This window comes from Streptomyces sp. NPDC030995, assembly GCF_055571215.1.
Genome location: NZ_JBVIFS010000019.1, coordinates 38439 through 51453, shown reverse-complemented (window position 1 = coordinate 51453; position 13015 = coordinate 38439). Strand labels below are relative to the sequence as shown.

Genomic DNA, 13015 nt, shown 5'->3' with positions numbered 1-13015 from the left:
CTCTGCGACCGGACCGGACCGGACCGGACCGGACCGGACCCGCGCCCGCGGTCGCGCTCCCGTCACGTGACCCGCTCCAGCAGCGCGGTCCCGAGGTCGCTGGCCGTGTAGTGGACCTCGCGACGGTAGCGGTGGCTGGTGACCAGGCCCGCGTCGCGCAGCACGGCGAGGTGCTGCGAGACCGCGCCCAGGCTGAGCCCGGTCCGGCCGGCCAGCCGGGTCGTCGTGGACGGTGAGCTCGTGTGGGCGAGGACCTGCGCCCTGCTCCGGCCCAGCAGGCGCGCCAGTCCGTCCCCGGCCGCGTCACGGCGTTCCCACAGGGTGCCCACCGCCCGCGAGGGGTAGACGACGCACGGCGGCGCCCCGCCCTGCCCGGCCAGCAGGTGGCAACGGACCGCGAAGGCGCTGGGCGCCAGGGTGGTCCCGACCCCGTCCAGGCGGAGTTCCCCGGCCGGCAGGTCGGCGGACACCAGGCGGTCGTCCGCCCAGTGCAGCGCCGGGTGGAGCCGGGCGAACACCTCACGGATGCCGTCCTCGCCGAGCTGGCGGGTCCGGTACGCGAGGTCGGCCTCCAGGAGTGCGCGGATCCGCGGCCAGTGCGGCCGGACACCCGCTCGCCACCAGGCGAGCACCGCGTCCGCCAGTTCGGGCAGCGCGCGTGCGGGGTCCTCGGCCAGCCGCTGCTCGAAGCCGGTCAACGGTGTTCGCCGGCCGACCGCTTCGAGCCCGGCGCGCACCCGCTCGGGCGACAGGGCCACGAGCGCGGCGAGCTCTTCCTCCATCTCGGCCAGCGGACAGCGCGGCGGCGGCACCAGGAAGCTCCGCACCGCGCCGTCCCGGGTCACCAGCGCGTGCAGCGGGCCCGTCCTCGCGGCGAGATCAGGGTCCTGACGGAGGGTCAATGCCCCCTTGATCCAGGGCAGATGGACGGCATGGCTGCCGGGATCAGCCATCGCCCGCAGACTCGCGACGGTCTCCCACAGCGGCGATATCGCGAATCTGAGGTTGGCCATGTCATCCACACCGAAGAGCACCTCACCCATACCCGCGCCCCGCCCGTCTCGCCCGTCTCGCCCGTCTCGCCCCGACGATGTTTTCGCCCAGACTAAAACAATGGCTGCGCCGCCCGGGCGATGGTGATGTCGCGGTCATGACGATCTCCCTCACCGACGATGTCGGAGTCCCTGGCAACCCCCGCCCCGCCCTCTTCCGCATCGCGGACTTCCGCCGCCTGTGGACCGGTGACACCGTCAGCCAGGCCGGCACCGCCGTCACCCTCCTCGCCCTCCCCCTCCTGGCGATCGGCACCCTCGGCGCCACCCCTTTCGAAGTGGGTCTCCTCGTCGTCTGCGAGTACCTGGGCTTCCTGCTCATCGGCCTGCCGGCCGGGGCCTGGGTGGACCGCATGCGCCGCCGCCGCGTCATGATCGCGGGCGACCTCGGCCGCGCCGCACTCCTCGCCTCCCTCCCCGTCACGGCCTGGTTCGACGTCCTGACCCTCCCCCAGCTGTACGCCGTGGCCTTCGGCATGTCCGTCTGCACGGCCTTCTTCGACATCGCCTACCAGAGCCACCTCCCGCAACTCGTGGACGGCGCCCGCCTGGTGGAGGCCAACGTGGCCCTCGAATCGACGCGCACCATCACCGCGGCCGCCGGCCCGGGTGCGGGCGGCGTGCTGGTCGGCGCACTGACGGCGCCCGTGGCGGTGGCTGTCGACGCGGTCAGCTTCCTCGTCTCCGCGCTCTGCCTCTCCCGCATCCGCCGGGCCGATGCCGAGCCCGAGCGCCGGCCGGACGTACCGCTGAGGTCCGAGATCGCCGAAGGGCTGCGCTTCGTCTTCGGCCACCCGCTCCTGCGGGCGCTCACCCTCACCTCCGCGATCTCCAACCTGTTCGGCACGATCGGCGCCGCGATGCTGCTCGTACTGCTGGCCGGCGAACTGGGTCTGTCGCCGCTCCTCTGCGGGCTGGTCTTCACCGCGGAGGCCATCGGCGGATTCCTGGGCAGCCTGCTCACGATGCGGATCGCCGCGCGCTTCGGCCAGGGCCGGGCGATGTGCGCGTCCGTGATCGTCAGCGGCGCTCTGTGGCTGGCGGCGGTGCCCCTCTTCCACGCCGACGGGCGCTTCGCCCTCGCCGTCGCCCTCCAGGGCCTGGGCTGGACCGCCTTCATGACCTTCAAGATCACTTCGGTGGCTTGGCGCCAACAGCTCTGCCCCGAGCCGCTTCTGGGCCGGATGACGGCGACGTTCCGGTTCGTGGTGTGGGGATCCATGCCCCTCGGCGCACTCATCGGCGGCCTCCTCGGAGAGCACTTCGGCGCCCGGACGGCCCTGTGGACCGGAGCCCTGGGGGAACTCATCGCCGTACTGCCCCTCCTGCTCTCACCGCTGCGGACCGCGCGTGAACTCCCCCGGTAGCGTCGGCGCCATGCGCTATCACCACGTCGACGTCTTCACCGGCCACCCGTACAGCGGCAACAGCCTCGCGGTGTTCCCCGACGCCGACGCCCTGACCGGCGCCCAGATGCAGGCCGTCACCCGGGAACTGCGGCACTTCGAGTCCGTCTTCCTGATCCGCGACGGAGCACCGGGGCGCAGCCGCCGGGCGCGCGTCTTCGACCTCACCGAGGAACTGGACTTCGCCGGCCACCCCCTCGTCGGTGCGGCCGCGGTCCTGCACGACCTCCACGGCACCACGGACCACGAGGCCTGGACCCTGCGCCTGCCGGCCCGGACGGTGGAGGTCACCACCGAACGCCTGGGACCGGGCCGGTACGCGAGCCTCCTCGACCAGGGCGCCGCCGCCTTCCTCGGCCGCCCCGACCCGCACGGCCTCGCCGCCCTGTTCGGCCTCGAACCGGACGACCTGGATCCCGCCCTGCCCCCGGAGGTCGTCTCCACCGGCCTGCGCTACCTGGTGCTCCCCGTACGCGGCGACGCGCTGGCGCGCGCCCGGGTCACCGCGCCACTGGACGGGCCCCTGGCCGGGATCGGGGCCCGCTTCGCCTACCTCCTGGACGCCGCCGCACCGGAGGGGCGGCACTGGGACAACGACGGAATCCTCGAAGACGTCGCCACCGGAAGCGGCGCGGGCTGCGCCGCCGCCTACCTGCGCCGCCACGGCCGGATCGGCGCCGGCGAGCGGACCGTCCTGCACCAGGGCCGTTTCACCGGGCGCCCCAGCGAGATGACGGTCAGCGCCGAGGGCCACGGCGCGGACATCCACTCCGTACGCGTCGGGGGCGGTGTCGCCTTCGTCGCGGAGGGGTCCCTCCGCGAGCTCCCGCCGGCGTAGCCGCCCCTCGCCGCCGGGCGTCCGCGATTGGCCACATGGAAGACATCTCTCGTTCACCCTGGCGAATTGTCGTAGCCACGATGACGGCTCACATGACGGTCTGAAAGGTGCCTGAGACAACTGTCCTGTCCAACAGGTGAGTTACCGCCGGGAACTAATGGAACGTCGCACACCGTTCAGGTAGCTTTCCGTCACGTCGCCGCCACACCCGGGGCACAGGGCCCCATGGGACTTGCGGCACAAAGGACCCGACACCTGTTGACGACAGCAACCGAAGTCTTCACAGTCCGGCCGTACACCCCGCATTGCGAAGTGATTCACACCGAAGGTGACCATGCCGTCATAGGCATCTCACCGGGGAACAGCTACTTCTCCGCCCAGCGCGTCATCGACCTCGCCCAATGGGGCATGCGCAACTTCGAGCAGGTCGACCTGATCTACACCGACCTGCACGTGGCCGAGATGTACGAGGCCCTCGGATACGGCGAGGACGAGGCGCGACGCAAAGCGGTGAAGAACCTGCGCGGCGTCCGCGCCAAGGTCAACAACGCCGCCGCCGAAGCCGACCCCACCGGCGTCCGTCTGCGCGCCCGCCCGATGTCGTCCCTCACCGACATCCCCGCCTACCGCGTGCTGCACAACCACCTGATCAACCTGATCGACACCGACCCGGAGTTCCGCACCACCTGCAACTCCCTGGTCGACGCGTTCCTCTCCTCCAAGGTCCTGGACGGGAAGACCGCCACCACCCGGCAGCGCGACGTGTGCCTCGAGTACGTCTGCGCCGAAGCGCCGCTGTTCCTGGACACGCCGGCCATCCTCGGCGTGCCCTCGTCCCTCAACTGCTACCACCAGCTCCTGCCGATGGCGGAACTGCTCTACTCGCGCGGATCGGGTCTGCGCGCCTCGCGCAACCAGGGCCACGCAATCATCACCCCCGCCGAAGGAGACTCCGATGACCACTGACACCCTGCTCGACTTCCCGTTCTCCGCGCGCGGCGACCAGCTTCCCCCCGAGGTCGAAGAGCTCCGCAGCGAGCCGGTCAAGCGGGTCCGTACGATCGCCGGCGACGAGGCCTGGCTCGTCTCCTCATATGAGCTGAGCAAGCAGGTCCTCGAGGACCCCAGGTTCAGCCTGAAGGACACGTCGGCGCCCGGCGTGCCCCGTCAGTACGCGCTGACGATCCCGCCCGAGGTCGTCAACAACATGGGCAACATCACCGGCGCCGGACTGCGCAAGGCCGTGCTGAAGGCGATCAACCCCAAGACCGACGGTCTCACCGACTGGATGCGCGAGCACGCGTCCGCCCTCGTCGACAGCCTCCTGACCCACGGTGCGCCCGTCGACCTGCGCGGCCAGTTCACCAACCCGTACGCCGAGAACCTGCACTGCCGCATCCTGGGCATCCCGGAGGCCGACGCCCCCCGCTTGGCCGCGAGCCTCGACATCGCGTTCATGAACTCGGCCTGCCCGGTCACCGGCGCCAAGCTCAACTGGGACCGGGACATCGCGTACATGGTCGAGCGCCTCGACGACCCCACCACCACCGGCCTCATCTCCGAGCTGGCCGCCCTGCGCAAGGATCCCGACTACGACCACCTGACGGACGAGATGCTCGCCACGGTCGGCGTCACCCTGTTCGGTGCCGGTGTCATCTCCACCATGGGCTTCCTCACCATGGCGATCTTCTCGCTGCTCCAGAACCCCGACGTGTGGGAGCAGCTGCGCAAGGCGCCGGAGAAGATCCCCGCCGCCGTGGACGAGCTCCTGCGGATCAACCTGTCCATCGCCGACGGGCTGCCCCGCCTCGCCCTCGAGGACGTCACCCTGGGCGATGTCGAGGTGAAGAAGGGCGAACTCCTCCTGGTCCTGGTCGAGGGCGCCAACACCGACGCGGCCGTGTACCCGGACCCGCACATCGTCGACATCGACCGGGAGAACGCCGGTACGCACCTCTCCTTCGGTGGCGGTCAGCACTACTGCCCCGCCACCGCCCTCGGCAAGAGGCACACGGAGATCGCCATCGAGGTGCTGCTGGAGAAGATGCCCAACCTCCAGCTCGCCGTGCCGGTCGACCAGTTGGTCTGGCGCACCCGCTTCATGAAGCGCCTGCCGGAGCGCCTGCCCGTGCTCTGGTAGCCGGGCCGGCGCGAAACCGCGCCGGCCCGACGAGGGCCCCGGCCGGGTGAACCGGCCGGGGCCCTCGCTCTCCCTCACGGCCGGGGGCGGGCCGTCACCCCAGGAAGGCCGCCGCGGTCGCCACGAACCGGTCGGCGTCGTCGAGCCAGGGGTAGTGGCCCGCCCCCGGCTGTACGGCGAGCGTGGCGTCGGGGAACAGCTCCGCCAACCCGGCCACCGTCTCGGGCGGGCTGTTCAGATCGAACTCCCCGGCGAGCACCAGCACGGGACCCCCGCAGGCGGTGAGCGCCGCGCGCGTGGCCCGCGGATCGAAGGCGCCCTCGGCCCCGAAGAGGGCGACGGCCTCCGTGTTGCGCGGCCGGCCGGCTGCCTGGTGCTGCTGCGCCGCAGCGTCCCAACGGCCGTAGAAGAAGGGGTTGATCGCGTCCCAGTCAGTGCCCGTGCCCGCAGTGATGGCCTCCAACGCGGCGAACGCCGCCGGGAACCAGGACTCGTCGCTCCGCAGCCGGGCGAGCTTTCGCCGGGTCTCCCCGGTGGTCTCCAGGCCCACAGCCCGCGTACCCGGGGTGATCAGGGCGAGCTTGCGGACGTTCTGCGGGTATCGGGCGGCGTACTGCGTCGCGACGTTCGCCCCCGCGGAGTGGCCGAGCAGGTCGGTCCGGGCGAGGCCGAGATGCTCGCGCAGCGCCTCGACGTCGTCGACGAGACGGTCACAGCGGTACGAGGAGGTGTCCTCGGGCACCGCGGACCGGCCGGTCCCGCGCAGGTCCAGGGCGATCAGCCGGCGGTGCGCGGACAGGCCGCCGAGGTCGCCGAGGTAGGCGGAGTCCGCAGGACCTCCCGGGACGCAGACGACCGGGTCGCCGTCCCCCTGAATGCTGTAGGCGAGGCGGGTTCCGTCAGGTGCGGTGAAGGTGGGCATGGCACGGATCCTGCCAGCCATAACCGAGTTATACAACCTGGTTATGAGCGAGCACCCCGCTCGGTGTATAACCGAGTCATGGCAGGCCGAGAGCGCGCGCACCACCAGCCCGGGACACTGACCGAGGAGCAGGCCGAGCGGATGCTCGCCGGCATGAACGAGGTCATCCGCGCGGGCGAGGAGATGCGGAAGCTGCGCACCGAGATGATCAAGCTGTTCGTCGGCTTCGGCTGGACCCAGGACAAGATCGCCCGGATCACCGACATGAGTCAGCCCGCCGTGTCCAAGCAGGTCACGAAGTACAAGAACGACGAACCGCTGCCCCCGACGGCACTCTCCCTCGACCAGAACGACGCCCCCTGGCTCGAAGGCCGCCTCTGGGGTCTCGCGGAGGAGGTCGCCGAAACCTTCGACGGCGCCCGCTGCGCCCGCTCCGTCCACGCCTTCGCCCGGGGAAAGAAGCGCTTCACGCCGCGGAACGTCGACGAGCTGCGGCGCCTCCTCGAAGAGGACCTGAGGCTCCACCGGGCCGAGATGCCCGGCAGTTACCGGAACGCCTACGACGAGATCAGCCGCGGCCTCGACGTCCCCTCGAAGGCGGCCACCACGGCAGCGGTGCCCGCCTCCGTACGTCGAGCCCTCGCCCACCAGATCCAGCGCGACCTCCTCAGGAACGACAGCTAGTGCATGTCCGCTGACCCGCGCGAGCCCGGCAACCCACTCGACCTGGTCGTCCATGACGTTCCACAGGCCGGCCAGGATGCCGTGGGGTGTGAGGACCCTGGCGATCTCGCCTCCCGCGACGGCCATGTCGAACCAGTGCATGGCGTTGCCGGCCAGCACGGCATCCACGGAGGCGTCCGGCAGCGGGATCGCCTCGGCGCTGCCCGGCAGGGCGCGGACGGCCGGAAGCGCGCGGCGCAGCTCGGCCAGCATCGCCGTGTCGGGCTCGACCGCGATGACTTCGGCACCCAGCGCGACCAACGCGGCGGTCAGCTTGCCGGTTCCGGCGCCGAGGCCAGCACGCGCGGGCCGGGCGCGGGTTCAAGCGCCCAGCGCACCGCGGCCTGCGCGTAGTCCGGACGGTGCTCGGCATAGGCGACCGCCGCTGCGCCGAACGACGAGGCGTGAAGTAAGCGTTCATCCCGATCCATGCGGTCACGCTACCGGTGCTGCCGGCGCGCACTTCCGGCCACCTTCGCACCTCCCCTTCCTGCGGCGGAGTGCCCCGTCCATCATCGCTACATCACGACATCACGACATCACGCCGAAGGTTGTGTCCCGCCGGCCACGTCGATTCGACCAAGGGGAAGATCCTCATGCGCAGCCGCGTCCGCACCACCCTCGCCACCAGCCTCGTCGGCACCACCGCCGCCCTCGTCGCCCTGCTGGTGCCCGGCACCGCCAGCGCCGCCCCGGTGAAGCTCACTCACGCCTCGGCCGTGAGCAAGCTGAACGCGACCGGCGGGATCAGCCTGTACTCCAGCGGCGGCTGCACCAACCGGAACGTCAGTACCTGCACCTCGCTGGAGCAGGTCAACGCCGCCAGCATCGACGACACCATCACCCTGCGCAGGGCGAGCGGCTGCGTCCTGACCATCACGGGCGGTACCGAGGTGGGACACGCCTCCGGCACCTACAGCCACTGGAACGGCTACAAGATCGACTTCAGCCCGACCACGTGTGTCGGCAACTACGTCACGAGCAGCTTCACCCGCATCGCCAACCGCAGCGACGGTGCCGCCCGTTACCGGTCCGCCGCGGGCAACGTCTACGCCCGGGAGAGCAACCACTGGGACGTCACCTACTGCGGGGGCAGCGCGGCCTGCACCGCGGCAGCCAGCTCCTGATCGGCCGACGCGGCCAAGGGGGACCCGGCCGGCAGCGGTACGTCGGCGGGGGCGTCGCTGACGCCCCCGCCTCCACCGCGCCGCGGCCTCAGTCCTCGCCCAGCACCGCCCCGATCACGTGCCGGGCGTTGCCGGCCATCGCCGGGTTCGTGCCGCGGTAGTACGGCAGCGCGATCAGCGCCTGCGAGAGCGTCCGGCCCCGGCCGCGCGCCCAGGTCGCGTCGTCCACGCCGAGCCGCTCACGGAAGACCTCCCTCGCACCGCCCGGCAGCAGGTTCCACGCCGGGAACAGATCGCAGGCCGGATCGCCCACCCCCGTGCAGCCGAAATCGATCACCGAGGTCAACCGGCCGCCGTCCACCAGCAGGTTGCCCGGCATCAGATCGGCGTGCAGCCACACCGGAGGCCCCTGCCAGGCCGGGGCACGCAGCGCCTCCTCCCATACGGCGACCGCGGCGTCGCAGTCGACGCCCTCCTGCGGGATCCCCCGCAGCTCATCGATCGCCGCCCGGGTGTCCGCGTCCAGCGAGGCGAGCGGCCCGCCGCGGTGGGCCCGCGGCGCCCCCGGCAGGGTGATGCTCCGCATCGCCGCCACGAACCCGGCCAGATCCTCGGCCAGCAGCGCGGGTTCGCGGAGCGCCCCCGCCTCCGGGTTCTCCCCCGCCCGCCACCGGTAGACCGACCACGGCCACGGATACCCCTCACCCGGCTCCCCGGCTCCGAGCACCTCGGGGATCGCCGTGGAGAGCCGGGATGCGAGGCGCGGCAGCCATTCCTGCTCCATCGCCACATCCGAGACTCCGCCCTTCACCAGCGGCAGCCGTACGACCATGTCCGCACCCAGCCGGTACATGCCGTTGACCGTGCCGCCGGACGGAAACCGCGTCACCGGCAGTCCGGCCCACTGGGGGAACTGCCCGGCGATCAGCCGCCGTACGAGGTCCTCGTCGACGGGGTGCATGCCGGGATGCATCTGTCCTGTGCTCATGGCTGCCATCCGACGCCGGACGCCGCCGGGCGTCAAACGCTTTTCGCGGGCCGGGGCCAACGGCGTTGCCGAATGCGGGTCGTGATCGTTTGGGTGGCTGACGGGTCAGGCATCGACGGACGAATCGGGTGGTCGGATTGCGGGTTGCGCGCAGGACCGTTCTGCAGGCGGCTTCGGCGGGCGCCCTGGCGGCGCTGGCCGGCCCGTCCCCCGCGGCGGCCGCCCCGGACACCGCGGCCGCGGACCTGGTCAGGCTGCGCTTCACCCGCGCGACCAACGGGGCCGCGACCGCCACCGCCACCGCCACCGGGGACCGCGTCGTCGCCGAGGTGCAGAACATCCTCTGGTCCCTGCCCCTGGACGGTTCGCCCGCGACGCCGCTCACCCCGCCCGACCTGGAGCCCGGCCGCCCGGTGTTCTCCCCCGACGGCCGCCAGGTGGCGATGAGCGCCTACCGCGGCGGCGCCTTCCACATCTGGGTGATGAACGCGGACGGCTCCGGCCTGCGCAGCCTCACCGACGGCCCCTTCGACCACCGCGCGCCCGCCTGGTCGCCCGACGGACGCACCCTGGCCTTCTGCTCCGAACGCGGCGGTGATCCGGTGGCGGGGAGCCCGTACCGGATCTGGACCGTCACCGTCACCGGCGGCCGCCCTCGTCGCCTGACCGGCCTGCCCGGGCAGTCCGGTCCCGGCCAGGACGGCGACTGGGAGGACTTCGACCCGGTCTGGTCGCCGGACGGCTCCCGCGTGCTCTTCGTCCGCGGCACCGCGACCGGGGACGCCCTGACCGCCCGGACCCTCGCCTCCGTGGCCGCCGACCCTCCCGAGGCCGGAGGGACGGTACGGACCGAACACACCGTCGCCGACGGCAGGTTGCTCGCTCCGGCGCTCTCCCCGGCCGGCCGCACCGCCTGGCTGTCCGCGGCCCCCGGCCCCCGCAAGGCCGAGACCCTGACCCTGTTCGCCGACGGCCGTCCGGTGGCCCTCGCCGGCGACCTCGCGCCCGCTCCCCCGCGCTGGATCGGCGACGACCGCCTGCTGATCACCCTCGACGGCAGGTTCCAGGTCATCCGCCCGCACCGGGACGGCGGCGGCCACGCGATCCCCCTCGACGCCACTCTCGAAGTCCCCCGCCCCCGCTACCGGGTCAAGGAGTACGTCCTGGAGGCCGAGCGGAGCCGCCCGGTACGCGGCATCCACCTGCCCGCCCTGTCGCCCGACGGCCGGAGCGTGGCCTTCGCCGCTCTGAACGCACTGTGGATCGCGCCCGTCGCCGGTGGCGCGCCGCGCAAGGTCGTCCAGGCCCCGGCCACCGCCTACGTGCAGGGTCCGGTGTGGACCCCGGACGGCCGGGCCCTGCTCTACACCGACGACCGCGACGGGCTGAACACCGTACGCCGCCGGGAACTCGACGGCGGCCGGGAAAGCGTCCTCGCCCCCGACGGCCGGGTCTACGGGGTGCTGTCGCCGGACGGCACCCGGCTCGCCGCCCTGGACCTCGCCGGGCGCCTCCTCGTACGCGATCTCGCGACCGGGACGGAGACTCCCCTGGTCGCCGCACTCGGCGGCGGCGGGCTGCCCGGCCCGCCCAGCTGGTCGCCCGACGGCCGCCACATCGCCCTGTGCGACCGCAACCGGCTCAGCCGGCGCTTCCGCGAGGGCTACAACCTCATCCGGATCGTCGACGCCACCACCGGCGCCGCGCGCCTGTACGCGCTCGCCCCGCACGCCTCGCTCGCGGACCGCTATGCCTCAGGGCCCGTCTGGTCGCCCGACGGCCGCTTCCTGGCCTGCGTCAGCGAGTCGGCCCTGTGGCTGCTTCCCGTCGACCCCGACGGCACGCCCGCCGGGCCGGCCCGCCGCCTGACCGACGAACCCGCCGACCACCCGTCCTGGTCCGCGGACTCCCGCGCCCTGCTCTACCAGTCCTGCGCCCGGCTGCGCCTGCTCACCCTCGACGACGCGGGCGCACCCGCGGCGCCGCCCCGGACGGTGCCGATCTCCCTGACGTACCGCCGCTCCGCGCCCGTGGACACCGTCGTGCACGCGGGACTCCTGTGGGACGCCACCGGCTCCCCGCCGCGCGCCGACGTCGACATCCTCCTGACCGGAGGCCGGATCGCCGCAGTCGAGCCCCACCGGCCGGGCCGCCGCGCCGCCCGTACGGTGGACGCCTCCGCCGGCACGGTCCTGCCGGGCCTGTGGGACTCGCACGTGCATCCGTACCCCTACACGTACGGGGCCCGCCAAGGCGCGCTGCACCTCGCGTACGGGGTCACCACCGTGGTCTCGCTGGGCGGCTCCGCCTACGAACAGGCCCGACTGCGCGAGGACATCCGGGCCGGGCGGCTCGCCGCGCCCCGGATGCTGGCGGGCGGCGAGCTCCTCGACGGCTCCCGGGTCGCGTACAGCATGGGGCGCGCCCACCGCACCCGTGCGGGATTCGCCCGCTCACTGGCCCGGGCCGCGGCGCTGGACTGGGACTTCGTGAAGACCTACGTACGGGCCCCCTACGAGCTGATGGCCGAGGCCGCCCGCTTCGCGCACGACCGGCTCGGCGTCCTGGCCGGCTCCCACCTGTGCGCCCCCGGCATCCAGGCCGGCCAGGATCTGACCACGCATCTGGTGGCGACCGAGCGCGCCGAGTACGGCCACGGGGCGACCCCGCTGGGCCACACCTACCAGGACACCCTGGAGGTCTACACGCACGGCGGTTTCGACCTCGTCGCCACCCCCTTCACGGCCCTGCCGCTGATCGGCGCCGATCCGGCGGTCGCGGACGACGCCCGGGTGACGGCCCTGATGCCGCCCTGGGACGTGGCGGCCGTCCGGACCGCGGCGGCAGCGCCGCCGAGCGCCGAGCAGAGCGCCGCCCTGGAGCGGGAGGTCGGCGTCTACCGGCGCGTCCTGGAGGGCGGCGGGCGGCTGGCGTTGGGCACCGACGCGCCCCTCACGCCGGTGGGGCTCCACCTCCACCTCGCCCTGCGCGCCCTGCACCGGTACGGCCTGACCCCGGCGCAGGCCCTGACCACGGTGACCCGGACCCCGGCCCGGGTCTTCGGCGTCGCGAACCGGCTCGGCACGGTCGAGCCGGGCAAGATCGCGGACCTCACCGTCGTCGACGGCGACCCGTTCACCGACTTCGCCGACCTGATCCGCGTACGGGCGACCGTGCGCGGCGGAAGCCTCCAGGAACGCCCGGCCCTGGAGCGCTCGTTGGCTCTCCCCGCAGCCGCTGCCACCGGCCCCGAGGACTGGCGCACCGTTCTGCACCAGATGCTCCGCGACGGCTGCTGCCACCACGAGTTCCGCTGAGTGGCGGGGCCTCTCCTCGGTCAGGGCTGGTCGTACCAGGCGAATGCCGCGATCCGCCAGCCCTCCGGGGTGCGGACGAACTGGATGGTCTTGGTCCCGGCTCCCTCGAAGGGCTCACCGTCCAGGATCCCGGACTTGCGGTACTCGCCGAACCGCGACGCGATGTCGCCCGCGATCTCGGTCCGCTCGGAGGTCTCCCACTCGGAGAACTCGGCCAGCCTGCCGCCTGCCAGCAACAGCTCGCGGGGCTCGATGAACTCGTCCACCGTGTAGACGGTGAACTCCGGGCCGGTCTTGACGATCACGCCGCCCGGCACCACCAGACGACGGATCCGGGCCACATCGGCGGCCGCGCCGCCCCGGTTGTCGAAGGCGCCGAAGAACTCGGCGGTCACCGCATCGATCTCGACCTTGGACATGGCGCGACAGTAACACCCAAGGGGGGCGTGGGACATGGGCGGCCCCGCCAGCACGGGCCGCACGGCCCGGTCGCCGGTCGCCG

General features: G+C 72.7%; 12 protein-coding genes and 1 pseudogene. 7 read left to right on the top strand and 6 right to left on the bottom strand.

Annotation, left to right across the window (positions count from 1 at the left end; all coding sequences use genetic code 11):
• Positions 1 to 62: 62 nt before the first annotated feature.
• A complete protein-coding gene (locus ACZ45T_RS25810) occupies positions 63 to 1013 on the bottom strand; it encodes an ArsR/SmtB family transcription factor (protein WP_468445165.1) in 951 nt (316 codons plus the stop codon).
• 137 nt (positions 1014 to 1150) lie between these two features.
• On the opposite strand from ACZ45T_RS25810, the gene ACZ45T_RS25805 reads away from it, so the two are divergent.
• The 4 genes from ACZ45T_RS25805 to ACZ45T_RS25790 all read left to right on the top strand — a co-directional run bounded on the left by ACZ45T_RS25805 (position 1151) and on the right by ACZ45T_RS25790 (position 5436).
• A complete protein-coding gene (locus tag ACZ45T_RS25805) occupies positions 1151 to 2419 on the top strand; it encodes an MFS transporter (RefSeq protein WP_468445163.1) in 1269 nt (422 codons plus the stop codon).
• Between the two features lie 10 nt (positions 2420 to 2429).
• Positions 2430 to 3296 carry a PhzF family phenazine biosynthesis protein gene (locus ACZ45T_RS25800; protein WP_468445161.1) on the top strand — a complete coding sequence of 289 codons (867 nt, stop codon included), beginning with the start codon at positions 2430 to 2432 and terminating at the stop codon, positions 3294 to 3296.
• A gap of 225 nt (positions 3297 to 3521) precedes the next feature.
• Positions 3522 to 4262: a cyclodityrosine synthase gene (locus tag ACZ45T_RS25795; RefSeq protein ID WP_468445159.1), complete on the top strand. Its 741-nt coding sequence runs from the start codon at positions 3522 to 3524 to the stop codon at positions 4260 to 4262.
• The gene (locus ACZ45T_RS25790; RefSeq protein ID WP_468445157.1) at positions 4252 to 5436 is read left to right on the top strand and encodes a cytochrome P450; all 1185 of its coding nucleotides are present in this window, start codon (positions 4252 to 4254) and stop codon (positions 5434 to 5436) included. Before ACZ45T_RS25795 ends, ACZ45T_RS25790 begins: the two co-directional genes overlap by 11 nt.
• 94 nt (positions 5437 to 5530) lie before the next feature.
• On the opposite strand, the gene ACZ45T_RS25785 is transcribed toward ACZ45T_RS25790, so the two are convergent.
• Complete coding sequence (locus ACZ45T_RS25785; protein WP_468445326.1) at positions 5531 to 6358, bottom strand: alpha/beta fold hydrolase; 828 nt, start codon at positions 6356 to 6358, stop codon at positions 5531 to 5533.
• Positions 6359 to 6436: 78 nt separating this feature from the next.
• Between ACZ45T_RS25785 and ACZ45T_RS25780 the strand changes: the two genes are divergently transcribed.
• A complete protein-coding gene (locus ACZ45T_RS25780; protein ID WP_468445324.1) occupies positions 6437 to 7042 on the top strand; it encodes a sigma-70 family RNA polymerase sigma factor in 606 nt (201 codons plus the stop codon).
• A 129-nt stretch (positions 7043 to 7171) separates the two neighbouring features.
• Here the strand turns inward: ACZ45T_RS25780 and ACZ45T_RS25775 are convergent.
• Positions 7172 to 7342 (bottom strand): annotated as a pseudogene (locus ACZ45T_RS25775) (class I SAM-dependent methyltransferase); the annotation flags it as partial.
• Positions 7343 to 7350: 8 nt separating this feature from the next.
• Positions 7351 to 7512: a hypothetical protein gene (locus ACZ45T_RS25770; RefSeq protein ID WP_468445155.1), complete on the bottom strand. Its 162-nt coding sequence runs from the start codon at positions 7510 to 7512 to the stop codon at positions 7351 to 7353.
• Positions 7513 to 7677: 165 nt separating this feature from the next.
• Here ACZ45T_RS25770 and ACZ45T_RS25765 point away from each other — a divergent pair, with 165 nt between their 5' ends.
• Complete coding sequence (locus ACZ45T_RS25765; protein WP_468445153.1) at positions 7678 to 8208, top strand: hypothetical protein; 531 nt, start codon at positions 7678 to 7680, stop codon at positions 8206 to 8208.
• An 88-nt stretch (positions 8209 to 8296) separates the two neighbouring features.
• Here the strand turns inward: ACZ45T_RS25765 and ACZ45T_RS25760 are convergent, their stop codons facing one another.
• Positions 8297 to 9196 carry an aminoglycoside phosphotransferase family protein gene (locus ACZ45T_RS25760; RefSeq protein WP_468445151.1) on the bottom strand — a complete coding sequence of 300 codons (900 nt, stop codon included), beginning with the start codon at positions 9194 to 9196 and terminating at the stop codon, positions 8297 to 8299.
• Positions 9197 to 9324: 128 nt separating this feature from the next.
• Between ACZ45T_RS25760 and ACZ45T_RS25755 the strand changes: the two genes are divergently transcribed.
• Positions 9325 to 12513: an amidohydrolase family protein gene (locus ACZ45T_RS25755; protein ID WP_468445149.1), complete on the top strand. Its 3189-nt coding sequence runs from the start codon at positions 9325 to 9327 to the stop codon at positions 12511 to 12513.
• Between the two features lie 20 nt (positions 12514 to 12533).
• On the opposite strand, the gene ACZ45T_RS25750 is transcribed toward ACZ45T_RS25755, so the two are convergent.
• Complete coding sequence (locus tag ACZ45T_RS25750) at positions 12534 to 12932, bottom strand: nuclear transport factor 2 family protein (protein WP_468445147.1); 399 nt, start codon at positions 12930 to 12932, stop codon at positions 12534 to 12536.
• Positions 12933 to 13015 lie beyond the last annotated feature (83 nt).